Raw genomic sequence first — 22,531 nt, 5'->3', positions numbered from 1 at the left:
CGAGTCGAGTGCCGAGTTGAACACAGGTCCGCTGCCGCCCGTGGCCCCCGAGGTCCTCGCCGGGGCCGTCGAGAACCTCACGGCCCGGCTGCGCAAGAAGCTCGACGCCGCGATCGAGGGCTGCGCCGCGGGCGCGGTCCGGGGGGACGACGGGTCCGTGACCGTCCGCTTCGGCGAGGACGCGCTCGTCACGCTGCGGCCGGGCCCGGGCGGCGCGGTCACGGTGGCCGACCAGGCCACGTGCACCTGCCTGTTGGCGCCCCGCTGTCTGCACCGCGCGGCAGCCCTGGGCGCAGCCCCGTTGGCCGACCCGGACCTACTGGCGCGGGCCGATCCGCGTCCGGCACCGGGGTCCGGTCCCGGGTCCGGTCCCGATGCCGGGGCCGAGTCCAATCCCGAGCCCGAGCCCGCGTCCGGAGCGGATCCGGCGTCCGGGCCGGCGGGCGGGTCCGGGCCCGGGGTCGGTTCCGCTGCCGATGCGGGGGCCGCACCCGGGGCCGAGCCCGAACCCGGACCCGACCCCGCCCCCGAGGTGCTCACCGCCGCCCAGCGCGCCGCCGCCGGCGCGCTCTGGCGGGCCGCCGCCGAGGCGCTCGCCGCCGGGGTCACGGCCGGCGGCGCGGTGGTCCAGGCCGAACTGCTGCGGGCGGCCCACACCGCACGCCTCGCCGGACTGCCCCGCGCCGAGGCCGCCACCCTGCGGGTCGTACGGGGCCTGCGCGCCGCCCGGGAGCGCAGCGGCGGCCACCGGCTCGCCGACCTGACCGGAGCCTTCCGCGAACTCCTGCACACCGCCGGACTGCTGGCCTCCGGGAAGGCCGGCCCCGCGCTCACCGGCACCGTCCGCCGCGCCTACCGGCCCGGCGGCAGCCTGCGGGTGTACGGCCTGTGCCGGGAGCCGGTCCTGTCGGCCACCGGGTACGGGGGAGTGGTCACCCACCTGCTCGCCGCGGACGGCTCTCGCTACTCCGTCTCCGACGTCCGCCCCGGAGGCCTGGCCCGCACCCGCGGCGCCGGCTCCGCCTCCGTGGCGCTCGGCGGAGCCGCCCTCGACCACGCCGGGCTCGCGCGCGGGGGACTTCGTATCGCCGGTGCCACGGTCTCCGCCGACGGCCGGCTCGGCGCCGGACGCGGGGTGCAGGCGACCCCGCTGCGCGGAGTCCCGTGGACCGAGGAGCCGGTCGCCGCGCTCTTCGCCCTCCCGGCGGCCGAGGCGGTGGCCGCCCGGCTCGCCGAGCGGGACGCAGACCCGGACGGGGCGGAGCCCGCCCTGCTCGGCTGCGAGGTCGAGGTCGTCGGCGCGGCGGGGGAGGACCTCCTGGTCCGCGAGGTACGCGCGGACGCGCCCCTGCTGCGGCTGCGCGCCGCCCACCCCCACCCGGAGCTGCCGCACACGGCCAACCTGCGCCGCATCGCCGCCCATCCGGGGCTGCTGCTCCGCGTCCTGGGCCGCCCCGACCTGGACCGCGCGGCGACCCTGCGTCCGCTGGCCGTAGGGCCGGTCCCGGGTGCGGAGCACACGCTGCGCCTGCCCGAGGAATGGCTGGGCCGCGCCGATCTCGGTTACGACGTCCTCCAGGGCGGCCACTTCCCGGCCGGTGCGGCCGAAGCCGCCGCGCCGGCCGCCGCCGAGGAGCCGGACGTCCTGGCCGACTCGCCGCTGTGGCGGGTCCGCCGGCTGCTCGAGAGCGGGGTCGCGGGCGGCCGCCGCGCCGTCGCGGAGGCGGCCCGCACCACCGGGCCGGCGGCCGCGTACGGTCCCCTGCGCCGGGCCGGCTTCAGCGCGGCGGCGGAACTCGCCACGGCCCTCGCCGCCGAGGCGGACCGCCGGCCCCGTGACCCCTTCGGCCGCCTGACGGACCCCTCACCCGACGCCTATGCCCAAGCCTGGCTGGCCGCTTCCACCCACCTGGCGGCGGCGGAACGCTCCCTGGTGGCCGCGTCCTGGTCGTGGGGCCGGAGCGTGCCCCTCTGACCGCGCCCGTTCCCGCCGCGCGGCGCCCGCGGCGGCGCGGCGGGCCCGGCCGTCACGGTGAGGCCGGGTCCGCAGGAGGGGTGTTGAGCCGGGCGGCGTACTCGTCGGTGAGGAGGTCGCAGGTGCACCAGTCGCCCGCGCACGGGGCGCCGGCCTCGGCTCCGTAGGGGCCGAGGCCGGCCATGAGGGCGAGCACCTCGGCCCGTTCCGAGGCGGTGAGCACGGGAAGCGCGGCGCCGGGCCGCAGCCGCCAGCCGGCGGGGACGTCATCGATGTCGCCCACGACCTGCGCGTCGATGAACAACGTGTAGAGGGGATGTTCGGGAAAGTGGTTGAGCCGCAGGACCCACCAGCGTCCGCCGGCCCGTACCGCGTGGGAGAAGACGCTCGTGCCCGTGTCGTGCCAGGTGGCCTGCGCGGGCAGGGGAGGGACGGGCGTCATGTGGTGACCTCCTGGGGACGTGTGGGGCGGCGGAGCCATGCGGCGAGCGTGGTGAAGTCCGCCGGGACGAGGCCGAAGCGGGGGTCCACGCGGTGGAGCAGGGCCGGCGCCGGGTGGTGCGCGCGGACCCAGGTGCGGTCGGCGGCGGTGATCTCGTCGTCGACCCAGGCGAACGGCCGTCCGGCGGCGTAGGCGGCCAGGGCGGGCGTCTTCCAGTGGGTCCGGCCGGGGCCGTCCCCCTCGGACGGGTCCGGCCAGGACACCACCGGTAGGTCCGGCAGACCGATCCGCGGTGCCACCCACGCGTTCGCGTCGGCCATCCAGGTCGTGGCCCAGACCAGCTCGCACGGCAGCGCCAGGAGGCGGGGCCCGAGGGCGGGATCGAGCCTGGCGAGGAGGGGGTTCGCGCCGTCGCCCGTCCCGTACGCCGGGTAGCCGCCCGGCAGCTCGTGAGCGCCGGCCCCGAAGGGGATGAGCGGTCCGTCGACGTCGAGGAAGAGGAGGGGGCGCAGGACTGGACCGGTCATGGCGGCACCGTAGCGAGCTCAGCCGACTGGACGCGAACGCGGACCAGGTGGTGATTCCGCTGGCCAAGTGGAGCAACAGGGCGGGCCGAGGACCCGCTTGCGGCGGAGAGTGCGAGTGTGAACGGCGCGGACGAGAGGGCGACGCAGTCGCGCAGAGTGCGATTCGACAGTGCGCACAAGTGGGCCGCCACGCTGGCCGCTGTCGTTGCGCTCGCGCTCTCGATCTACAACTTCGCTGAACTGCAGAAGAAGCCCAGAATCGATGTGGCACTTCCGCACCTGTTGCGGGCCGGACCCGTAGGCGAGGGGACCGCTTTTCAGATCCAGCCGACGGTTTCCTCCCGTTTCAAGGCCCAGGATGTCGAGGTGATTCGTGACGCGCGACTGAGACTCACTCCCGTCGGCTCGATTTCATCTTCGGCAAAGCCGGTCTTCTACTGGCATGAAACCGGAACATACGTATACGACTTCGCTTCGGATCTGGTCAACTACAACTGGACCGGCGACCCCGCTCCATTCGTCGTCAGTCAGGACAAGCCGCAGCAGCCGACGCTCGTGTTCTGGGCAGATGGTTGGACCTTCCGGCCCGGCCGCTATGAGGGGTCGCTCCGGTTGACCCGCTCGGGGAATCGCAGCCCTTTGATCGAGAAATTCTGTCTGATCGTGTCAAAGCGAGCCGCCGATGAAATCCGCGGTGCAGCAGAACGGCGGATCTTCTTTTTCCGCGATGACCTGCCGAAATTCCGTTTGTCCGGAGATTCTCCCGATTGCTACCGGAGGGAGACGGATTGATTCCGCGGCAGTCCTGACCGGGCGGTCGTAGCGGCATCGTGACCCACGGGGTGGAACCGGGAGTGGTGCGATCCCCTCTCCATGGGCAAGGGGGGATGACCATGGCGATGACGAGGGCAGCCGTGTCCAGGGCGGTCGGGAGAGCGGCGGCTGTGGGGTTCATGTGCGCCGTGCTGGCGGCATGCGGCACGCGGCACGCCGGTGGCGAAGTCGCCGCACCGGCTGCGCCGGTGAACGAGACCTGCGGTCTCGACCGGACCACGGGCGGCGGGTACGCGGGGCCGCCCACCGATGAGGAGACGGGCGGGTACGCAGGCCCGCCCACCGATGAGGAGACGGGCGGGTACGCGGGGCCGCCCACCGATGAGGAGACGGGCGGGTACGCGGGGCCGCCCACCGATGAGGAGACGGGCGGGTACGCAGGCCCGCCCACCGATGAGGAGACCGGCGGGGACGCAGGCCCGCCGACCGATCAGGAGACGGGCGGCCATGCGGGGCCGCCCACCGATCAGGAGGACGGCGGGTACGCCGGGCCGCCCACCGACGGGGACGTCACCAACGGTGCCGGGCCCTGCGGCGGGGCCGGGTGGTTCGACATGACACGCGACTTCAACGCCTACTACGCCCAGCGGCGCACCAGAGCCGATCAGTTCCTTCCCGAGCGGGCCGTCGGGGAGGCCCGGGTGCGCAAGGGGCGGGACGCCGGGGAGGCGCTCGTGACCTTCACGACCCGGGCCGTGGGCAAGGGCCTGGCGGAGGACGGCCGTCGGGTGGCTGACGTGTTCGTGTCCTGGCGGCGGCAGGTGTACCAGGACCACGGCACCGTGTCCGTCCGCACGGGCGACGGGGAGGTCATCGCCACCTCGACGTGGTGATGCGCGCTCAGGGCCACCGGGCGTCCCAGAACGCGCAGTGGTGCTCCGCCGGGCCGTTCACCGGGTGGATCCCGCCCGGGCCCGGAGCCAGGGACAGGACCCCCTCCGCCGAGTCGGACCGCGGCCACGCCGGGAGCCTGCCCGTGCGGGCGAACGCCGTCCAGTCGGCCGTCATACGGCGCGACAGCGCGCGCTGCGGAGCGGTCAGGGCGGCGTCCATCGTGAACAGGTAGGGCAGTTCGAGCCCGTGCGAGGCCCCGTACGGGAAGCCCGGCACCTCCGGCAGACCGGTGAAGTTCGGCGCGTCCCGGTCGCTGAACCGGTACGCGTACACCGGCACGTGGCGCGCCATCGCCCGGCCGTCCCGCAGTGCCGGGCAGATGAACGACGCGTCGGACAGTACGGCGGCCCAGGCCAGCGCCGGGGTCGGATACGCGGCCACCGGGTACTGCGCCTCGACGGCCGGTACGGCGGCGGCGCCGAAGGACTGCTCCACCCGGGCCCGGTAGGCGGCCGCGTCGGGGACGGGGAACGCGCCCAGGCCCTGCGCCAGGAAGATCCGCATCTCGTCCCGGTTGACGCCCTCGATCACCGGCACCCGGTGGAAGCGGCCGCCCTCGAGGGCCCGCCGGGGCTCCTCGGGCAGCACGCGGTTGCCGTCGCCGTAGGAGACGAGCGAGAACCGCATCATCAGCTCCGGGGTCGCGAGCGCCGCCGCTTCCTTCCCGCGCAGGCACTCCAGTACGGCGGCCGGCTCCGGCCGGTCGCAGCCCAGCCCCGATGCCGCCGCGACCCCGTCCGCGACGGTGCGCGGCTCGGGTACGAAGGGCTCGTACCGGGCCTGCGTGGGCAGCAGCGAGCGGGGCGGCATGCTGGTCGAGCAGGAGCCGCTCTGCAGGACGGCCCGCCGGAACAGGCTGGCCGATGCGGGTGAGGTCAGGTGCGCGCAGACGCTGAGCCCGCCGGCCGACTCGCCGAACAGGGTCACATCGGACGGGTCGCCGCCGAAGCGGGTGGCGTTCGAGCGCACCCAGCGCAGCGCCGCCTGCTGGTCGGCGATGGCGAAGTCGGGGGCCCCGCCGAGCGAGGGATGCCCGAAGAGGCCGAAGATCCCGAGCCGGTAGTTGACGGTCACGACCACGACGCCGCCCTGGACGGCCGGCCGCTCCGCGCGGTACGCGTCACCGGCGCCGTTGACGAAGCCGCCCCCGTGGAACCAGACCATGACGGGGCGTCCGCTCCCGCCCGACGACGGCGCGGTGACGTTCAGGTACAGGCAGTCCTCGGAGCCGCTCGGCCCGCCCGGCCCCACCGCCGGCAGCTGCACGCAGCGCGCCCCCGGCGCACCGGCGTCGCGTACGCCCGGCCAGGGCGCGGCGCGCTGCGGGAGCCGCCAGCGCAGCGGGCCGGTCGGCGGCGCCGCGTACGGGATCCCCTCGAAGGTCCGGTACGCGCCGTGCGCGGTGCCCCGTACGCGCCCGCGGTCGGTCTCCACGACGGGCCGGTCCGCACCGGCCGCGGCGGATGCCGGTGCCGCCCCGGCGGCGAGCATCAGCAGGGCCGCGCAGCACGCGGCGCTCCACCGTCGTACGACGCGGGCACGCGACACCATCGACCGCCTTTCGTCGTCGACCCCTGTCCTCTGCGCACCCCGGTCGCGTACTCCGGGCGACGCTATCCGCGCTGCAGAACGCCCCGTACGTACGCCGCCTGGCCGGCGTGCTGGAGGTCGTCGGCGACGATGCTGACCAGCCGTACCCCCAAGGTGACCGGCGGGTCCCAGCCCGTGTCGACCACGCGGTCCAGATCGGCTGCGGACAGGCCCCGCACGAAGCCGGTGGTCCGCTCGTGGACGGCGTCGAAGTACCCCAGCAGCAGCTCGTCCGACTCGACCAGGACCGCTGCGACCTGCTTGGCCGTGTGCCCGTAGCCGGTGGCCTCGGCGGGCAGTGGCAGGGCGAACCGGGTGAACCACCCCTGCTCCGTCCAGACCTGCTCCAGACCCGACGCATCGGCCATGTGGTCGTCCTGCACCCGGGTCAGGTGCCACACCAGCCACGCGATCGAGTTCGCCTTCGGGTCGATCCGCGCGTTCAACTCCTCGGCCGAGAGCCCCTCGACCACCTCGTGCACCACCTCGCGGATGCGCCCGTACGCATCGGCCAGTACCTCCGTAGCCTTCATGCACCGCCTCCTGGCATGGCGTCGTGTCACCTGACGTGCGACATCGGCCGGTGCCGCGTGACGACCGGCCGATGGGGGAACCGGCGCGGGGCTACATGGGATCCATGCCCCGGTCGTCGATCTTGTCTTCCTTCTCGCTCTGCTCCTGGAGCCGGCGGGCCTTCTCCTGGAGCCTTCTGCGCTCTTCCGGGTCGGTGGAGCGTTCGGCCGCCGTGTTCAGCTCCTGCGCCTTCTCGCGCAACTGCCGGACCCGGCCGCGGGATTCGCCTGCGCTCATGATCACTCCTCGGGTGTGGGGGGTAAGGAGGCCCGATTCAGCGAACCAGCAGCGCCGCGCGGGCGCATCTCGAACCGTGGCCCCCGCTGGCCGCCCGGGTGGACGGCTCCCCCGTTTGCCCGCCCCGTATGGCGCAGCGGCGCACGGTGCCGCTGAATGGTGACCGAGCGTGCGCATCCCATGACGCACGTTGACCGGCGTGCGATGTGTAGACCCGCGCGTCGGCGAACGGAGCTTTCCATGAACGACCCCATCACGCTCGCGGCGACGACGCAGGACGACGACCCCCGCGAGTTCCACGACCCCGATCCCACCAGCGCACCGACCCCGACGGCAACCGCGCCCATACGCACCTTGCTGGAGACGGCCGGCACCTGCCGGCCCCTCGAGGAAGTGGCCCAACTGGTGAACCTCCTCGAGGAGACCGGCCAGGGCCCGGGTCACGGCCACCAGACGCTGCGGGCTGCCGCCGTCGGACGCCCGGTCCAGGACGTGGCCCTGCTGGCCGGCATCCTCGGAACGGACGAGGACCGCATGCCGCCCTCGGCCCCCGCGCCGAAGGCCCGGGGCCCCGAGCCCGCGCCCCCCCGTCCCGCCCGCGCCCCCCGGCTCGGCCGACCCTTCCCCGGGGGCCGAGCGGTCTGCGGAAGCCGCCCAGGCCGTACCGGTCGTCCCGTCCGTGCACCCGGCCCGGCCGCCGCGGACCGGCCGCGGCGCCCGGCCGCCGGCCGTACCCGCCGTCCCGGTCGAACCACGGCCGCGCGACGGCCGGGGGTACGCGCAACGGCCCGAGGCGCCGGCCGACGAGCCGTTCGACGACCCCTACGAGGACGAGCGGTACGAGTCCCTCGCGGAGTACCGCCGGAAGTACGGGCGAGGGCCCGACGGCAACCGGGCCGCGGCGGCCCCCGCCCCCTCCGGCCCGCTGCGCCACCGGCTCCGCTGGCCCGTGGCGGCGGCCCTGCTGGTCTGCGGGGTCCTGCACCTGCCGAGTGACGTGACGGCGCTGTCGTCCGAGACCCCGACCGCGTTCCTGCCGCTCCTCGCCACCGTGCTGTGCCTCGGGCTCGGCGCGCTGATCGCGGTGCGCGACACGGCCGGGGCGTGGCGGGCCGGTGCCGTGGGCGCCCTCGCCGTCGTCGCCCTGCACGTGGTCGGCGGCCTCGCGGCCTTCGACCCGCTGGAGGGTGCGGTGAGCGCCTCCCAGGCCTGGGCGGGCGTCGCGGCGGTGTTCTGCGCCGCGGCCGCCGCCGTCCTGGCCGGTCTGGCGCTCGGGAACCGGTCGCCCCGGGCCCGGGCGGGCGCCGGCGGCTGACCGCGCGACGGGGGCGGGACCGGCACCACGTGCTCCGGTTCCGCCCCCGTGGCATGCGCGCGTCCGGCGGCCACGCCGCCGGACGCGCTACGCGAGCAGGTTGACCCCGTGGGTGAACACCCGGGGCAGCCGCGCCGCCCACGGGACGATCCGCCCCGCCAGCCGGGGCTGTTGGCGCGCCCAGAGCAAGGACGCGGTCAGGGTGCGGTAGCTGCGCGACAGCTCCCGCCAGGCCCGCTCGTACGCCTGCGGCCGGCCCTCCCGTACGCAGCGCACGAGTTCACCCGCCGCCGTCACGGCCAGTGTCAGCCCCTCGCCGGTCAGCGCGTCCACGTACCCGGCGGCGTCCCCGACGAACAGCACCCGCCCCGCGACCCGTACCCGGGCCCGCTGGCGCAGCGGTCCGGCGCCGCGCACCGCCGAGCCGGCGGACCCGGCCAGCCGCGCGCACAGCAGGGGGAACCGGGCCAGCTGTACGTCGAAGGGGGCGCGCTCGGTGGTGAGCACCGCGACGCCGACCCGGTCGGGCCCCAGCGGGGTCACGTACGCCTCGCAGTGCGCCGACCAGTGGACCTCCACCAGGTCGCTCCAGGGCTCCACCGCGTAGTGGCGGCGCAGCCCGTAGCGCGGCGGCCGGCCGGGGGCGTCCGGCGCCGCCAGGCCCAGACCGCGCCGGACGGGGGAGTGCAGACCGTCCGCCGCCACGAGGTGGCGGGCGGTCAGGCCTGCCGCACCGACCCGGTCCGCGTCCTGGCGGACCTCGCCGACGCGCCGCGCGAGCACCCGTACGCCCAGCTCCTCGGCCCGCCGCGCCAGCGCGGCCTGGAGGACGGGCCGGCGGGTGCCGAGACCCGGGCCGGTGCGGAACCGTCCTTCCGCGTGCAGGCCGCTCACCCCGTCCAGGTAGCGGATCCCGTGGAAGGGCCGGCCCGGGACGGACACGCCGAGCCCCTGCAGGCCGCGTACGGCCCCCGGCATCAGCCCTTCGCCGCAGGCCTTGTCGATCGGGGTGGGGCGCGGCTCCAGGACCACGGCCTCCATCCCGGCCAGCGCCGCGTGGATGGCGGTGGCCAGCCCGGCCGGGCCGCCGCCGGCGACGAGCAGGTCGATCACCGGGCCCGGCCCTCCGCCGGCACCGGGCTGCGGTAGACGGGCGCGGCATGTGCGAGGGCGTCCTCCTCGCACCGGATGCGTACGCCGAGCAGTACGAGGTTCAGCACGGTGAAGGCGGCCGCCGTCACCCAGGCGGTGTGGACGAGCGGCAGCGCCGCGCCCTCGACGACGACGGCGACGTAGTTCGGGTGGCGCAGCAGCCGGTACGGACCCGCCGCCACCAGCGGCCGTCCGGGGACGACCAGTACCCGGGTGTTCCACTGCGGGCCGAGGGTGGCGATGCACCACCAGCGCAGGCCCTGGGCGGCGATCACGAGGGCCAGCGCGGGCCAGCCCAGTGCGGGCAGGAACGGGCGGTCCGCGACGAGCGGTTCCACCACACAGCCCAGGAGCAGCGCGGTGTGCAGGGCGACCATGGCGGGGTAGTGGCCGCGGCCGTACTCGATGGCGCCGCGCGACAGGCTCCGGCGCGTGTTGCGCCGGGCCGTGGCGAGTTCGGCGATCCGCTCGAGCGCGACCAGGCCGACGAGGAGCAGGTACGGCTCCATTGAGGGGTTCGATGTCAGGGACACGGGGTCACCAGCGCAGGAGGACGAGTTCGGAGGCGAAGCCCGGTCCGAAGGCGATCATCAGCCCGACGGAGCCCGGCGCGGGCGGTCCGGAGGCCTCGATCGAGTTCAGGACGTGCAGGACCGACGCCGAGGAGAGGTTGCCCGCGTCCGCGAGGGAGCGCCGGCTCGCCGCGAAGGCGGAGTCGGGCAGGCCCAGCGCGGCCGCCAGCACGTCGAGGACCTTCGGGCCGCCGGGGTGGACGATCCAGGCGTCGACGTCCGGCGGCTTGAGGTCGTGCCGGGCGAGGAAGGTCTCGACCTCCTCGGCCACGTGCAGCCGGACCAGGGCGGGCAGTTCCCGGCCCAGCACCATCCGGAAGCCCCAGTGGCCGATGTCCCAGCCGAGGAGCCCCTCGGTGCCGGGGTAGAGGCGGCTGCGCGCGGCCACCACCGAGGGCCCCGGTCGGGTGCCGTGCAGCGGATGGCCGCGGCCCACCGCGAGCAGGGCTCCCGCCCCGTCGCCGAAGAGGGCTCCGGCCACCAGGTTCGCCACCGAGGTGTCCGAGGGCTGGAGGGTGAGCGAGCAGAGCTCGGTGGACAGCAGCAGGGCCGCGTGATCGGGGCGGCCCGTCAGATGGTCGTGGAGGTGGCCGAGCCCGGCGGCGCCCGCCGCGCAGCCGAGGCCGAAGAGCGGCAGCCGCTTCACGTCGGGGCGCAGACCGGTCCGGCCGGCGATGCGGGCCTCCAGCGAGGGCGTGGCGAGCCCGGTGACCGTGGTCGACATGACCAGGTCGACCTCGCGGGCCGTCAGCCGGGCCGCGGCGAGGGCCGTCTCGACGGCGCGGGTGCCGAGCTCCTCGGCGCTCTCCAGGAAGAGGGCGTTCGTGGCGCCGAAGTCGTTGGACGGGCCGTAGCGTTCCAGGGGCAGAGCGAGGTGGCGGGAGTCGACGCCCACCGCGGCGTGCAGCCGGTGGAGGAGGGCGGTGTCGGCCCCCGGCGGAAGGAAGCGGGCGAGCGCCGTCGCGATCTCGGACTGCCGATAGCGGTGGGGCGGGAACACACTGCTCACGGCCAGGACACGCGTCATTGGCCCAACATAGGGAAGAACTGACACTTCGCAAGGAATACCGCATACCGGGCGCGGCGCGGCATAGCGTGACCGCGTGCCCCGCGCCGAAGCCGAAGCCGCAGACGAAACCCTTCCCGCGCCCGCCGTGACGGCCGCGGCCGCCCCGCCGCGGCACGCCGTGTCCCACCTGTTCGGCCTGCTCGGATCCTGTCACCCGGTGCCCGCTGCCGCCGTGACCCTCCTCGCCGCCGCCCTGGCCGCGGCCGTGGGGCGCGGCCTCCCCGGGGCCGCCGTCACCGTGGCCGCGGTGGCCGCGGGCCAGCTGTCGGTGGGCTGGTGCAACGACCGGGTGGACCTGCGCCGGGACCTGGCGACCGGCCGCCGCGACAAACCCCTGGTCTCCGGCGCCGTCAGGCCCGCCGCGGTGACGGCGGCGGCGCTCACGGCGCTGCTGCTCTGCGTTCCGCTGTCGCTGGCCGGCGGACGGCTCGCCGGCTGCGCGCACCTGTGCGGGGTGGCCGCCGCCTGGGCGTACAACCTGCGGTTGAAGAGCACCGCTGTCTCCTGGCTCCCGTACGCCCTCGCCTTCGGGCTGCTCCCCGCCGTCGTCACCCTGGGTCTGCCCGGGGCCCCGTGGCCGCCGTGGTGGCTGACGGCCGCGGCGGCCCTGCTGGGCGCGGGCGCGCACTTCGCCAACGTGCTGCCCGACATCGACGACGACCTGGCCACGGGGGTGTCGGGGCTGCCGCACCGGATCGGCTCACGGGGTTCGGCGGCCGTCGGGGGCCTGCTGGTGCTCGCCTCGGCCGCGGCCCTGGTCGCCGGACCGCCGGGGCGGGTACCGCCGTACGGCTGGGGGCTGTTCGCGGCGACGGCCGCGGCGGTACTCCTCGGGGCCGCGCGTTCGCCCCGCCGGAGCCGGACCCCGTTCCTGGCGACGATGGCGGTCGCCGGCGCCGATGTCGTGCTGCTGGTGGTCCGCGGGGCCGACCTGGCGGGGCCGGGCTGAAGCCGCCGTCGCCGGCCGCCGCCGGCTTCAGGTGGCCGCGGTCCCCGGTGGTCGCCGGGTCCGGGTCCACTCCAGCAGCTGCTCCCGGGGCCAGGTGTTCACGACCCGCTCGGCCGGCACCCCGCACTCCACGGCCCGCTCGCACCCCGTGAGCTGCCAGTCCAGCTGGCCCGGAGCGTGCGCGTCCGTGTCGATCGCGAACAGCGCCCCGGACTCCAGGGCCGACCGCAGCAGCCGGCGCGGCGGGTCCAGCCGCTCGGGCCGGCTGTTGATCTCCACGGCGGTGCCGGACTCCGCGCAGGCGGCGAACACCGCCTCGGCGTCGAACCGCGACTCGGGGCGGGTGCGCCCCGTCACCAGCCGTCCCGTGCAGTGACCCAGGACGTCCATCAGGGGATTGCGTACGGCGGCCAGCAGCCGGCGCGTCATCGCGGGCGGCTCCATCCGCAGCTTCGAATGGACGGACCCGACCACGAGGTCAAGCCGGTCCAGCAGCTCCGGCTCCTGGTCCAGCGAGCCGTCGGGCAGGATGTCGCACTCGATGCAGGTCAGCAGCCGGAAGGGCGCCCAGGTCTCGTTCAGCTCCGCCACCACGTCCAGCTGTTCGCGCAGCCGCTCCGGGGAGAGCCCCCGGGCGACGGTCAGGCTCGGCGAGTGATCCGTGAGCACGGCCCACTCGTGGCCCAGTGCCGCCGCCGCCCGGCCCATGGCCTCGATGGGGCTGCCGCCGTCGGACCATTCGGAGTGCAGATGGCAGTCCCCGCGCAGGGCCGCGTGCAGCGCGAGGGCGGCGGGGGCGGCCGGCGGGCCGTCGGGGTGCGCGGCGACCTCGTCCTCCAGGGTCTGCAGGTAGGCGGGGACGGCCCCGCCGACCGCTTCCCGCACGACCTGGGCGGTCTTCGGCCCGATGCCCTTGACCGCTTCGAGGGTCCCGGCCCCGACCCGTTCCCGTACCTCGGGCTCGCCCATCCGCACGAGGGCGGCCGCGGCCTTCCGGAAGGCCTGCACCCGGTAGGTCGGCGCCTGCCCGCGTTCCAGCAGGTAGGCGATCCGCTCCAGTGCCGCGACCGGATCCATGCGGTACCTCCCGAAGTGCCTCCTGGATCCAGTGTGGCCGTCACCCCCAAGGATGTCTTGGGCAGGTCATAAGCTCTGTTTATAGGGTCATAAACAGGGGGCGGGTGCTGGGTTAGGGTTCCCTTAGTTTATGGTTTCCCGTGATCCAGTGTTTTTCGGTCGAAGGGAACCAGTCATGCCTCGCCCTCTCCGGGTAGCAATCGTCGGTGCCGGCCCCGCCGGAATCTACGCCGCCGACGCGCTGCTGAAGTCCGAGGCGGCCGCCGAGCCGGGTGTCTCCATCGACCTGTTCGAGCGGATGCCCGCCCCCTTCGGCCTGATCCGGTACGGCGTCGCCCCCGACCACCCGCGGATCAAGGGCATCATCACCGCCCTCCACCAGGTGCTCGACAAGCCGCAGGTCCGCCTGTTCGGCAACGTGGACTATCCGAACGACATCAGCCTCGACGAACTCCGCTCGTTCTACGACGCCGTGATCTTCTCCACCGGCGCGACCGCCGACCGCGCGCTCGCCATACCGGGCGTCGAACTCGACGGCTCCTACGGCGCCGCCGACTTCGTCTCCTGGTACGACGGCCACCCCGACGTCCCGCGCACCTGGCCGCTGGAGGCGGAGAAGGTCGCCGTGCTCGGCGTGGGCAACGTGGCCCTCGACGTCGCGCGCATCCTCGCGAAGACCGCCGACGAGCTGCTGCCGACCGAGATCCCGGCGAACGTCCACGACGGACTCAAGGCCAACAAGGCGCTCGAGGTCCACGTCTTCGGCCGCCGCGGCCCGGCGCAGGCCAAGTTCAGCCCGATGGAGCTGCGCGAGCTCGACCACTCGCCCAACATCGAGGTCATCGTCAACCCCGAGGACATCGACTACGACGAGGGCTCGATCGCCGAGCGCCGCAAGAACAAGCAGACCGACATGGTCGCCAAGACCCTGGAGAACTGGGCGATCCGCGACATCGGCGAGCGCCCCCACAAGCTCTTCCTGCACTTCTTCGAGTCGCCCGCCGAGATCCTCGGCGAGGACGGCAAGGTCGTCGGCCTGCGCACCGAGCGCACCGAGCTCGACGGCACGGGCAACGTCAAGGGCACCGGCCGGTTCACCGACTGGGACGTCCAGTCCGTCTACCGCGCCGTGGGCTACCTCTCCGACGAACTGCCCAAGCTGCCGTGGGACGTCGAGAGCGGCACGGTCCCGGACGAGGGCGGCCGCGTGATCGAGGCCGGCGCGCACCTGCAGTCCACGTACGTCACCGGCTGGATCCGGCGCGGCCCGATCGGCCTCATCGGCCACACCAAGGGCGACGCGAACGAGACGGTCGCGAACCTCCTCGCGGACCACGCGGACGGTCGCCTGCAGACCCCCGCCGCGCCCGCGCCGGAGGCCGTCGAGGACTTCCTGGCCGAGCGCAACGTCCGCTTCACGACGTGGGAGGGCTGGTACAAGCTCGACGCGGCCGAGAAGGCGCTGGGCGAGCCCGAGGGCCGTGAGCGCGTGAAGATCGTCGAGCGCGAGGACATGCTGAAGGCGAGCGGGGCCTGACCGCCGCGCATTCCCGATCGGGTGGGGGCCGCCGGCGGTGGCCCCCACCCGCATGTCCGGAGCCGCGTCAGTCCGTGATGGAGAGGATCTTCCGGGTCTTCAGATCGGCCTGGACGTGGAGCCGGGTGGTGTCCGTCCCGCTCCAGGTCAGGGTGACGGTGGCATTCGTCTTGCCCGTCCCGCTGTCGACGTAGGCGACCTTCCACTCCAGCGGCACGTTCTGGGCGCGCAGCACGCCGTCCGCGTGGTGGGTCTCCTCCCACGTCGCCAGCTCGCGCTGGAGCGGCGCGGAGAGGTAGGCGGCCCGCAGCTGCTTCGCGCGCGTGCCGTCGTTGTCGTAGACGGCGTCGACGTACGCACCGTAGAAGGTGGCGATCCGGGAGAACGCGCCCTCCGGGCTCCCGGACACGGAGGGGGCCGCGGCGGCCGCCCGGCCGTCCTGCGGCGTGCCCGCACCGCCCGTCGCGGAGGCGCTGGTGACGAAGGCGAGGGTGAGTGCGGCCGTCGCGGCGGCTGCCGCGAGGGCGAGGGAGGCGGTGCGCCGGGCCTTGGCCGGAGACTTGGACATCGTTCGGACCTTTCGCCGTGCTCGGTTGCCGAGTAGCTGAACCCACCGACGCCACCGCCCCGGCGCACGGTTCTCGGATCGTGTGAAATGGCCTGAATGCGACGCGGATGGCGTACAGCCGCCTATCGGGGCGAACCCAGGCAGTTCAGCGCCGCCGTCCGCAACGCCCGTACGCCCGCCGGGCGCGCCGTGCGCACGTCCGGTGCGAAATCCGGCGCGTGGTTGGCAGGCAGGACGGCCAGCTTCTGCGCCGCCGTCGCGCCGGGCGCCGCCGACCAGGCCGCGGGGCCGATCACGCCGAGCATCCAGTACGCGGGGCGCACCCCCTGCGCCCCGTGCCGCGTCCGCCCCGCGTCGCCGAAGGCGGCGCACTCGGCGCGGACGATCCGCTCCACGGCGGCCGCCGCCCGGGTCAGCGCGGCCTCCCCCGCCGCCCGTACGGTGACGCCCAGCTCGGCGCGGTCGGGCACGACGTTCGCGCGCTCGCCGGCCCGGAACGAGCCGACGGTGACGGCCACCTGCTCCGAGGGGGCCGCCTCGCGCGCCACCACCGTCTGCAGCCCGGTCACCACGTGGGCGGCCTTCCGGACCCGGCCGCGGGCCGCGGCGCCGTACCCGCGGCCGCGGCGTGCGGACCGCCGATCTCCTCGGCGCGCAGGATCGCCAGTTCCAGACGGCGCAGCCCGGCCCCCGGGGCGACGCCGAGCTCGTCGCGCAGCCGGTCCCGCACCGTGCGGTACTCGGCGAGTGCCTCCGCCTGCCGCCCCGTGCGGTAGAGCGCTTCGATGAGCTGCTCGGTGAAGCGCTCGCGCACCGGACGCCGGCGGGCGCTCTCGTACAGGTCGACCAGCACCTGATGGCAGTTCCCGGCGGCGAGTTCGAGATCGCAGACCCGCTCCAGCACGCGCAGCCGCTCCTGTTCGAGCGAGGGCACCGCGTCGCGCCGGAGCATCCGCGAGGCCACGTTGGCGAGCGGCGGCCCTTGCCACAGCGAGAGCGCCTCGCGCAGCCGGTACAGCTCCTCCCCCGGCCCGCCGGCGGCCGGTGCCTGCGAGGTCAGGGAGCGGAAGAGGACGAGGTCGAGGGTCTCGACGTCGTTGTGCATGCGGTATCCGCCGGGCACGGCCTCGATGGTGGTCGTGGATATGCCGTACTTCGTGCATAACCTCCGAAGCCTCAGGACGCACGTCCGCAACGAGGCTCGCGCGGTGGCCGGCGGTTCCTCGTCCCACACCGCGCTCACCAGGTAGGCGGTCGAAACGACGACCCCGGGATGCAGAAGAAGAGCGGCGAGAAGGCTGGTCGGCTTGGACGGCTTGAGAACTACGGTTTCCGGGCCGTGGGCAATACTCAGCGGCCCCAAAAGCTGGAACCGCATACTGGTCCCTCGTGTCGGGTCACGTATTTCGCGAACGAGCAGGACAGGGGCGGTGGTCGGCGGCGCCTGCTCGCCGCCCCCCGGTGGGGCGGCGAATGAATGAAGCACTACATAAGGGATCTTGTGAAAGTCGAGTGGTGTACGGCTCGACGCACCGCCGTCAGCGGGCGGCCCGCAGCGCCGCCGCCAGTACGGCCGGGCCTCGTACGGGGGAACCGCGGGACCGGAGGGCCGGAGGCGGAATGCGCGGCGGCGCCCGGTGGTTCGGACTCCACGCAGCACCCGACCACCCTGCACGCACTGGAGAGCTCATGAAGATCGGCATCATCGGCGCAGGCAACATCGGCGGCAACCTCACCCGCCGCCTCACCGCCCTCGGACACGAGGTGTCCGTGGCGAACTCCCGCGGCCCCGAGACCCTGGCCGACCTCGCGAAGGAGACCGGAGCCACGCCCGTCACCGTCGCGGAGGCGGCGCGGGGCGCCGAGGTCGTGGTGGTCACCGTCCCCCTGAAGAACGTGGCGAACCTGCCCGCAGGCCTCTTCGACGCAGCGGCGAAGGACTTCGTCCTCATCGAGACCGGGAACTACTACCCGCAGCAGCGCGACGGCCGCATCGCCGAGATCGAGGACGAGGGGCTGACCGAAAGCGGCTGGAGCCAGCGCCGCCTCGGCCACCCGGTGGTCAAGGCCTTCAACGGGACGTACGCCGAGGACATCCTGGCCCTGCACCGCCCGGCCGGGGCGCCGGACCGGGTGGCCCTCCCGGTGGCCGGCGACGACGCCAGGGCGAAGCGGATCGTACGGGAGCTCATCGACGAGCTCGGCTTCGACACCGTCGACGCGGGCGGCATCGACGACTCCTGGCGGCAGCAGCCGGGCACCCCCGTGTACGGACTCCGGGCCGGCACCGACGCGGTCGTGAAGGCCCTCGCCGAGGCGTCTCCGGTCCGCCAGGCGGCCTTCAAGGGCTGAGGATCCCGTGCGGGCGCGGGAGTACGGGGGCTCCCGCGCCCGCCCCGGCCCCGCCCCGCGGCCAACCGATACCGAAGTGTCATCCGCAGCCCCCTGCGCCCCGGCGGGCCGGGCTTGCTACGGTCCTGCCCTCGCGGGAGCCGTAGGAGGGCCCACCATGCACGTCAGACCCCGTCTGCTGATCGCCTCGACGCTACTGGCGGCGCTGGTGGCCGTCCTGACGGCCTGCTCCGGCCACCCGGACCGGACGGCCGCCCCCGTCCGGCCGTCGAGCCCCTCGCCTTCCGGCCCCGAGTCCCCGGCGACGGCCGCGGCGGCCACCCCGGCCACCTCGGCGCCGGCGCCCACGCCCACCCCGACCGCCACCCCCGTGGCCGCGTCCCCGGTCGCGCCCGCGAAGGCACCGGCGCCCCCGGCCCCCGTGACCCGGCTGTCGCTCACCGCGGCCGCCCCCGGCGGCGCGCTGCACCTGGTCCGCGGCGGCCCCGCCCAGGAGTTCACGGTCACCGTCCGCAACGGCAACTCCCAGGCCTACCGGCACCTGCTCGTCGCCTTCCAGATGGAACCGCTGACCGGCGAGCCCGGCGACCTCCCCGGACCCGCCGCCCCCTTCGTCCTGGAACGCCGCGACCCCGCCACCGGCGCCTGGCGCGCCGTGGACCTGCGCATCGCCACCGACGTCAAGCCGGCCCACCTCTACACGGGCGGCGCCGCCCTCGCCCCCGACGCCGTGCGCACCGAGCGCTACCGGCTGCGCGCCACCGCCACGGGTCCCACCGGCAGCAGCCCGCTCGTGGTGTACGCGATCGACGCGGATGCCGCCGGGGGCACCGCCGCCGACTTCGAACACCCCGGACACGTCTCGCTGCCCCTCACCACCCGACGCCTCGTGTAACTCCCGTTGCCGCCGCGGCAACCGAAGGGGTCCGGACCCTTGACCCCCACCTGGTCCAGACCAATCATGAGGCGTCCGCCCGTTCGCTCGCGCCCCACCGGGAGCATCGATGAGACGTCCCAGGCCCCTCCATGCCTTATCCGCGGCCCTGACCACGGCCCTCGCCTCCGCCGGCCTCGTCCTCGGGGCCGGCGGCGCCGCCCACGCCGCGACCCCACTGCCCGCGCACGTCTTCGCCCCGTACTTCGAGGCGTACAACGGCGACAGCCCCGCCGACCTCGCCCAGAAGTCCGGCGCCACGTACCTGACCATGGCCTTCGTGCAGACCGAGGCCAGGGGATCCTGCACCCCGTACTGGAACGGCGACACGGGGCAGCCCGTCTCCGCCTCCGTCTTCGGCGCCGACTTCGCGACCATCCGCTCGCGCGGCGGCGACGTGATCCCCTCCTTCGGCGGCTACGCGGCCGACAACGGCGGCACCGAGATCGCCGACAGCTGCACCAGCGTGGACGCCATCGCCGCCGCGTACGAGAAGGTGATCACCACCTACGAGGTCTCCCGCCTCGACATGGACATCGAGGACAACTCGCTGACCAACAAGGCGGGCATCGACCGGCGCAACCAGGCGATCAAGAAGGTCCAGGACTGGGCCGCGGCGAACGGCCGCCCGCTGCAGGTCTCGTACACCCTGCCCACCACCACGAGCGGCCTCGCGAGCAGCGGCCTCGCCGTCCTCAAGAGCGCCAGGACGGCGGGCGCGCAGGTGGACGTCGTGAACCTGATGACCTTCGACTACTACGACGGCGCCACCCACCACATGGCGGCCGACACCCAGACCGCCGCCGCCGGTCTGCACGACCAGCTCGCCGCCCTGTACCCGGCCAAGACCCCCGCCCAGCTCTGGGGCATGATCGGCGTCACCGAGATGCCGGGCATCGACGACTACGGCCCCGCCGAGACCTTCACCACCGCCGACGCCACCGCCGTCCGCGACTGGGCGGTGCAGAAGGGCATCAACACCCTGTCCTTCTGGGCGCTCCAGCGCGACAACGGCGGCTGCCCCGGCACCGGCGGCTCCGACTCCTGCTCGGGCATCGTCCAGGATCCCTGGTACTTCAGCCACACCTTCGCGCCGTTCACGGGCGGCGGCGGTCCCGTCGCCGACGACTTCTCGCTCGCCCTCGCGCCCGGATCGGCCTCGGTGGCACCCGGCGGCTCCACCTCCGCCACCGTGAACACGGCCGTCGTCTCGGGCACCGCGCACACCGTCGCGCTGACGGCCTCGGGCGCACCCGCCGCGGTGACGGCATCCATCGACCCGGCCTCGGTCACGGCGGGCGGTTCGGCCCGGCTCACGGTCGCCGCCTCCGCCTCGGCCGCGCCGGGCACGTACCCGATCACCGTCACCGGCACCTCGGGCGGCCTCACGCACACCGCCGCCTTCACCCTCACGGTCTCCGGCCCGGGCGGCGGGAGCGGTGCCCTGGTCAACGGCGGCTTCGAAAGCGGCGCGCTCGCCCCGTGGACCTGCGAGAGCGGCGGCGCGGTGGTGGGCACCCCCGCCCACGGGGGCTCGTACGCCCTGAAGACCGCACCCACCTCCTCCCAGACCGGGGAGTGCGCCCAGACCCTGACCCTCGCCCCGAACACGAAGTACACGCTCGCCGGGTGGGTACAGGGCGGTCACGCCTACCTGGGGGTCCGCGGCGGCGCCGGCGCCAGCGCGTGGACCAGCTCGACCGGCTGGTCGAAGCTGACGGTTCCCTTCACCACCGGCTCCTCCGGCACGGTCACCGTCTACCTGCACGGCTGGTACGGACAGGGCGCGGTCTACGGGGACGACCTCTCGCTCGGGTAGCTCCCGGGACCGATAGGCTCGGCCGCGGCCGCCCGGGTACGCACCGCCCCGCACGGGGCGGCGCGTACCCGACGGAAGGAACGGCTCCATGGCCGGCGGCAACGAGCTCCGGATCCTGCGCGCGAGCGACCGCGAAGCGGTCGCCTGGAAGAACGGCGGCGGGGTGACCCGCGAGATCGCCGCCTGGCCCGAGGGCGCCTCGACGGCCGATTTCGGATGGCGGATCAGCCTCGCGGAGGTGGCCGCAGACGGACCGTTCTCGGTCTTTCCCGGGGTCGACCGCACGTTGACCCTGGCCGAGGGCGCGGGCATGGACCTCACGGTGGCCGGCGCCCGCCGCCTCGTCGGCGAGCGCTGCGCACCTCAGGACTTCCCCGGCGACGTCCCCACCGACTGCAGGCTCCTCGACGGGCCCGTCGTGAACTTCAACGTGATGTACCGCCGGGACAGGGTGCGCGCGCGGACCGCGGTCGTACGGGGCGCACTCGCGCTCCGCGCCGAGCCGGGGGAGACCCTGCTGGTCGTGGCCCTGAGGGAAGCGGCGGAACTCGAAGCCGAAGCCCGGACCGGGGCCGGAGCCGGGCACGGCGGCCGGGGCGGGCCCGTCGCCCTCGGTCCGTACGACGCGGCCCGGATCACCGGCGGCAACGCCTTCGGCCTGCGCACCCGCGGTCACGCGGCGGTGGTCAGGCTGGCAGTCCGCCCCGCGCGATGACGTCGGCGTACCAGCGGGCACTGTCCTTCGGCGTGCGCCGCTGGGTCGCGAAGTCCACGTGGACGAGGCCGAACCGCTTGCTGTAGCCGTACGCCCACTCGAAGTTGTCCAGCAGCGACCACACGAAGTACCCGCGCACGTCCGCCCCGTCCTCGATCGCCCGGTGCACCGAGGCCAGGTGGCCGCGCAGGTAGCCGATCCGGTCCGGATCGTGCACAGCGCCCTCCGGGTCGGCGTAGTCCGCGTACGCCGCGCCGTTCTCCGTGATCAGCAGCGGCACGCCCGGCAGTTCGTCGCGCAGCCGGACCAGCAGCTCGTGCAGACCGTCCGCGTCCACCGGCCAGTCCATGGCCGTCCGCGGCCCCGGAGCCGGCAGGAAGCGCACGTGCTCCCCGGCACCCACCCACGGCGAGGGTCCGGCGGGCGCGGTGCCCGATCCGGGCTCGGCGGCCGCGACCACCGTCGGGGAGTAGTAGTTGACGCCCAGCCAGTCGATCGGCCGGGCGGCCGCCGCCAGATCGCCGTCCCGGACGAAGGACCAGTCCGTCACCCCGGCGGTGTCCCCGACCAGGTCCTCCGGCAGGCGCCCGTGGAAGACCGGATCGAGGAAGATCCTGTTGCCCACCGCGTCGATCCGGCGCACCGCGTCCAGGTCGGCCTCCGAGCGCGTCAGCGGCCGCAACGCGTGCAGGTTCAGGGTCAGGGAGACCTCGGCCGACGGGGGGAGGACCGCGCGCAGGGCCGCCGTGCCCAGGCCGTGCGCCAGGTTGAAGTGGTGCGCGGCCCGCAGCGCGGCCTCCGGCTCGGTGCGCCCCGGGGCGTGCACGCCGCAGGCGTAGCCGAGGAAGGCGGAGCACCAGGGCTCGTTGAAGGTGGTCCAGCTGGCCACCCGGTCGCCGAGCTCCGCGGCCACGAGCCCCGCGTACTCGGCGAACCGCTCGGCGGTCTCCCGTACGGGCCAGCCGCCGAGGTCCTCGAGCTCCTGCGGCAGGTCCCAGTGGTAGAGCGTGACCACCGGCCGGATCCCGGCCGCCAGCAGTGCGTCGACGAGCCTGGCGTAGAAGTCCAGGCCGCGCCGGTCGGCGGGCCCCCGGCCGGTGGGCTGGACCCGCGGCCAGGCCACCGAGAAGCGGTAGTCGCTCACGCCGAGGCCCCGGAGCAGGGCCACGTCCTCGGCCGTGCGGTGGTAGTGGTCGGCCGCCGTGTCCCCCGTGTCGCCGTGGAGGACCTTGCCGGGGGTGTGGCTGAAGGTGTCCCAGATGGAGGGCGTCCGGCCGTGCAGGGCGGCCGCGCCCTCGATCTGGTAGGCGGCGGTGGCCGTGCCCCAGCGGAAACCGGCCGGGAAGGCGAGCCCCGTCCTCGTGGAGGCGGACGCGTCGAGCGTGGTCATGGAAAGGCTC

Annotated in this window: 23 protein-coding genes; 10 read left to right on the top strand and 13 right to left on the bottom strand. The window is 74.7% G+C overall.

Features of this window, described 5'->3' with window-relative positions; all coding sequences use genetic code 11:
* Positions 1-16: 16 nt before the first annotated feature.
* On the top strand, positions 17-1,975 hold the full coding sequence (locus K7B10_RS05090; RefSeq protein ID WP_229334737.1) for an SWIM zinc finger family protein: 1,959 nt from the start codon (positions 17-19) through the stop codon (positions 1,973-1,975).
* 52 nt (positions 1,976-2,027) lie between these two features.
* Here the strand turns inward: K7B10_RS05090 and K7B10_RS05085 are convergent, their stop codons facing one another.
* Both K7B10_RS05085 and K7B10_RS05080 read right to left on the bottom strand, forming a co-directional pair.
* The gene (locus K7B10_RS05085; protein WP_229334736.1) at positions 2,028-2,417 is read right to left on the bottom strand and encodes a hypothetical protein; all 390 of its coding nucleotides are present in this window, start codon (positions 2,415-2,417) and stop codon (positions 2,028-2,030) included.
* Positions 2,414-2,944, bottom strand: a complete 531-nt coding sequence (locus K7B10_RS05080; RefSeq protein ID WP_229334735.1) for an HAD domain-containing protein — start codon at positions 2,942-2,944, stop codon at positions 2,414-2,416. Before K7B10_RS05080 ends, K7B10_RS05085 begins: the two co-directional genes overlap by 4 nt.
* A gap of 117 nt (positions 2,945-3,061) precedes the next feature.
* Between K7B10_RS05080 and K7B10_RS05075 the strand changes: the two genes are divergently transcribed.
* Positions 3,062-3,736 carry a hypothetical protein gene (locus tag K7B10_RS05075; RefSeq protein WP_229334734.1) on the top strand — a complete coding sequence of 225 codons (675 nt, stop codon included), beginning with the start codon at positions 3,062-3,064 and terminating at the stop codon, positions 3,734-3,736.
* A 152-nt stretch (positions 3,737-3,888) separates the two neighbouring features.
* Positions 3,889-4,611 carry a hypothetical protein gene (locus tag K7B10_RS05070; RefSeq protein ID WP_229334733.1) on the top strand — a complete coding sequence of 241 codons (723 nt, stop codon included), beginning with the start codon at positions 3,889-3,891 and terminating at the stop codon, positions 4,609-4,611.
* A 7-nt stretch (positions 4,612-4,618) separates the two neighbouring features.
* On the opposite strand, the gene K7B10_RS05065 is transcribed toward K7B10_RS05070, so the two are convergent.
* The 3 genes from K7B10_RS05065 to K7B10_RS05055 all read right to left on the bottom strand — a co-directional run bounded on the left by K7B10_RS05065 (position 4,619) and on the right by K7B10_RS05055 (position 7,075).
* A complete protein-coding gene (locus tag K7B10_RS05065; RefSeq protein WP_229334732.1) occupies positions 4,619-6,223 on the bottom strand; it encodes a carboxylesterase/lipase family protein in 1,605 nt (534 codons plus the stop codon).
* A gap of 62 nt (positions 6,224-6,285) precedes the next feature.
* The gene (locus K7B10_RS05060; protein WP_229334731.1) at positions 6,286-6,795 is read right to left on the bottom strand and encodes a mycothiol transferase; all 510 of its coding nucleotides are present in this window, start codon (positions 6,793-6,795) and stop codon (positions 6,286-6,288) included.
* Positions 6,796-6,886: 91 nt separating this feature from the next.
* Positions 6,887-7,075, bottom strand: a complete 189-nt coding sequence (locus K7B10_RS05055) for a DUF6381 family protein (RefSeq protein ID WP_372481535.1) — start codon at positions 7,073-7,075, stop codon at positions 6,887-6,889.
* A gap of 676 nt (positions 7,076-7,751) precedes the next feature.
* Between K7B10_RS05055 and K7B10_RS05050 the strand changes: the two genes are divergently transcribed.
* A complete protein-coding gene (locus tag K7B10_RS05050; RefSeq protein WP_229334730.1) occupies positions 7,752-8,387 on the top strand; it encodes a hypothetical protein in 636 nt (211 codons plus the stop codon).
* A gap of 87 nt (positions 8,388-8,474) precedes the next feature.
* Here the strand turns inward: K7B10_RS05050 and K7B10_RS05045 are convergent, their stop codons facing one another.
* Genes K7B10_RS05045 through K7B10_RS05035 form a run of 3 tightly spaced genes read right to left on the bottom strand, consistent with a single transcriptional unit; the run spans position 8,475 to position 11,138 of the window.
* Positions 8,475-9,500: an NAD(P)/FAD-dependent oxidoreductase gene (locus K7B10_RS05045; protein ID WP_229334729.1), complete on the bottom strand. Its 1,026-nt coding sequence runs from the start codon at positions 9,498-9,500 to the stop codon at positions 8,475-8,477.
* Positions 9,497-10,048, bottom strand: a complete 552-nt coding sequence (locus tag K7B10_RS05040; RefSeq protein WP_229344780.1) for an isoprenylcysteine carboxyl methyltransferase family protein — start codon at positions 10,046-10,048, stop codon at positions 9,497-9,499. Before K7B10_RS05040 ends, K7B10_RS05045 begins: the two co-directional genes overlap by 4 nt.
* 28 nt (positions 10,049-10,076) lie before the next feature.
* On the bottom strand, positions 10,077-11,138 hold the full coding sequence (locus tag K7B10_RS05035; RefSeq protein ID WP_229334728.1) for a type III polyketide synthase: 1,062 nt from the start codon (positions 11,136-11,138) through the stop codon (positions 10,077-10,079).
* A gap of 76 nt (positions 11,139-11,214) precedes the next feature.
* Here K7B10_RS05035 and K7B10_RS05030 point away from each other — a divergent pair, with 76 nt between their 5' ends.
* Positions 11,215-12,129: a UbiA family prenyltransferase gene (locus K7B10_RS05030; RefSeq protein ID WP_229334727.1), complete on the top strand. Its 915-nt coding sequence runs from the start codon at positions 11,215-11,217 to the stop codon at positions 12,127-12,129.
* 27 nt (positions 12,130-12,156) lie between these two features.
* Here the strand turns inward: K7B10_RS05030 and K7B10_RS05025 are convergent, their stop codons facing one another.
* Positions 12,157-13,206: a PHP domain-containing protein gene (locus K7B10_RS05025; protein WP_229334726.1), complete on the bottom strand. Its 1,050-nt coding sequence runs from the start codon at positions 13,204-13,206 to the stop codon at positions 12,157-12,159.
* Between the two features lie 175 nt (positions 13,207-13,381).
* Between K7B10_RS05025 and K7B10_RS05020 the strand changes: the two genes are divergently transcribed.
* On the top strand, positions 13,382-14,743 hold the full coding sequence (locus K7B10_RS05020) for an FAD-dependent oxidoreductase (protein WP_229334725.1): 1,362 nt from the start codon (positions 13,382-13,384) through the stop codon (positions 14,741-14,743).
* A 67-nt stretch (positions 14,744-14,810) separates the two neighbouring features.
* Here K7B10_RS05020 and K7B10_RS05015 read toward each other — a convergent pair whose 3' ends face one another.
* The 3 genes from K7B10_RS05015 to K7B10_RS05005 all read right to left on the bottom strand — a co-directional run bounded on the left by K7B10_RS05015 (position 14,811) and on the right by K7B10_RS05005 (position 16,689).
* Complete coding sequence (locus K7B10_RS05015; RefSeq protein WP_229334724.1) at positions 14,811-15,311, bottom strand: hypothetical protein; 501 nt, start codon at positions 15,309-15,311, stop codon at positions 14,811-14,813.
* A 122-nt stretch (positions 15,312-15,433) separates the two neighbouring features.
* Positions 15,434-15,880 carry a peptidase dimerization domain-containing protein gene (locus tag K7B10_RS05010; RefSeq protein ID WP_229334723.1) on the bottom strand — a complete coding sequence of 149 codons (447 nt, stop codon included), beginning with the start codon at positions 15,878-15,880 and terminating at the stop codon, positions 15,434-15,436.
* Positions 15,877-16,689, bottom strand: coding sequence for an AfsR/SARP family transcriptional regulator (locus K7B10_RS05005; RefSeq protein WP_372481372.1), 813 nt, complete (start codon positions 16,687-16,689; stop codon positions 15,877-15,879). Before K7B10_RS05005 ends, K7B10_RS05010 begins: the two co-directional genes overlap by 4 nt.
* Positions 16,690-16,784: 95 nt before the next feature.
* On the opposite strand from K7B10_RS05005, the gene K7B10_RS05000 reads away from it, so the two are divergent.
* The 4 genes from K7B10_RS05000 to K7B10_RS04985 all read left to right on the top strand — a co-directional run bounded on the left by K7B10_RS05000 (position 16,785) and on the right by K7B10_RS04985 (position 21,131).
* Entirely contained in the window at positions 16,785-17,663 is an 879-nt protein-coding gene (locus K7B10_RS05000) for an NADPH-dependent F420 reductase (protein WP_308284514.1), read from the top strand.
* Between the two features lie 157 nt (positions 17,664-17,820).
* Positions 17,821-18,558 carry a hypothetical protein gene (locus K7B10_RS04995; protein WP_229334721.1) on the top strand — a complete coding sequence of 246 codons (738 nt, stop codon included), beginning with the start codon at positions 17,821-17,823 and terminating at the stop codon, positions 18,556-18,558.
* Positions 18,559-18,667: 109 nt separating this feature from the next.
* A complete protein-coding gene (locus K7B10_RS04990) occupies positions 18,668-20,416 on the top strand; it encodes a glycosyl hydrolase family 18 protein (protein WP_229334720.1) in 1,749 nt (582 codons plus the stop codon).
* 88 nt (positions 20,417-20,504) lie between these two features.
* On the top strand, positions 20,505-21,131 hold the full coding sequence (locus tag K7B10_RS04985) for a HutD/Ves family protein (RefSeq protein WP_229334719.1): 627 nt from the start codon (positions 20,505-20,507) through the stop codon (positions 21,129-21,131).
* On the opposite strand, the gene K7B10_RS04980 is transcribed toward K7B10_RS04985, so the two are convergent.
* Positions 21,103-22,521, bottom strand: a complete 1,419-nt coding sequence (locus K7B10_RS04980) for a GH1 family beta-glucosidase (RefSeq protein ID WP_229334718.1) — start codon at positions 22,519-22,521, stop codon at positions 21,103-21,105. The genes K7B10_RS04985 and K7B10_RS04980 overlap by 29 nt on opposite strands.
* Positions 22,522-22,531 lie beyond the last annotated feature (10 nt).

The organism is Streptomyces flavotricini (assembly GCF_020639365.1).
Taxonomy (GTDB): Bacteria; Actinomycetota; Actinomycetes; order Streptomycetales; family Streptomycetaceae; genus Streptomyces; species Streptomyces flavotricini.
Note: the sequence above shows the minus strand (reverse complement) of the source record. Positions and strands in the feature narration are given on the sequence as shown.

Coding starts and splice junctions, on each gene's coding strand:
- K7B10_RS05085 (WP_229334736.1), bottom strand. CDS start 2,417: ATGACGCCCGTCCCTCCCCTGCCCGCGCAGGCCACCTGGCACGACACG.
- K7B10_RS05080 (WP_229334735.1), bottom strand. CDS start 2,944: ATGACCGGTCCAGTCCTGCGCCCCCTCCTCTTCCTCGACGTCGACGGA.
- K7B10_RS05065 (WP_229334732.1), bottom strand. CDS start 6,223: ATGGTGTCGCGTGCCCGCGTCGTACGACGGTGGAGCGCCGCGTGCTGC.
- K7B10_RS05060 (WP_229334731.1), bottom strand. CDS start 6,795: ATGAAGGCTACGGAGGTACTGGCCGATGCGTACGGGCGCATCCGCGAG.
- K7B10_RS05040 (WP_229344780.1), bottom strand. CDS start 10,048: ATGGAGCCGTACCTGCTCCTCGTCGGCCTGGTCGCGCTCGAGCGGATC.
- K7B10_RS05035 (WP_229334728.1), bottom strand. CDS start 11,138: ATGACGCGTGTCCTGGCCGTGAGCAGTGTGTTCCCGCCCCACCGCTAT.
- K7B10_RS05025 (WP_229334726.1), bottom strand. CDS start 13,206: ATGGATCCGGTCGCGGCACTGGAGCGGATCGCCTACCTGCTGGAACGC.
- K7B10_RS05020 (WP_229334725.1), top strand. CDS start 13,382: ATGCCTCGCCCTCTCCGGGTAGCAATCGTCGGTGCCGGCCCCGCCGGA.
- K7B10_RS05015 (WP_229334724.1), bottom strand. CDS start 15,311: ATGTCCAAGTCTCCGGCCAAGGCCCGGCGCACCGCCTCCCTCGCCCTC.
- K7B10_RS05005 (WP_372481372.1), bottom strand. CDS start 16,689: ATGCGGTTCCAGCTTTTGGGGCCGCTGAGTATTGCCCACGGCCCGGAA.
- K7B10_RS05000 (WP_308284514.1), top strand. CDS start 16,785: ATGAATGAAGCACTACATAAGGGATCTTGTGAAAGTCGAGTGGTGTAC.
- K7B10_RS04995 (WP_229334721.1), top strand. CDS start 17,821: ATGCACGTCAGACCCCGTCTGCTGATCGCCTCGACGCTACTGGCGGCG.
- K7B10_RS04990 (WP_229334720.1), top strand. CDS start 18,668: ATGAGACGTCCCAGGCCCCTCCATGCCTTATCCGCGGCCCTGACCACG.
- K7B10_RS04985 (WP_229334719.1), top strand. CDS start 20,505: ATGGCCGGCGGCAACGAGCTCCGGATCCTGCGCGCGAGCGACCGCGAA.
- K7B10_RS04980 (WP_229334718.1), bottom strand. CDS start 22,521: ATGACCACGCTCGACGCGTCCGCCTCCACGAGGACGGGGCTCGCCTTC.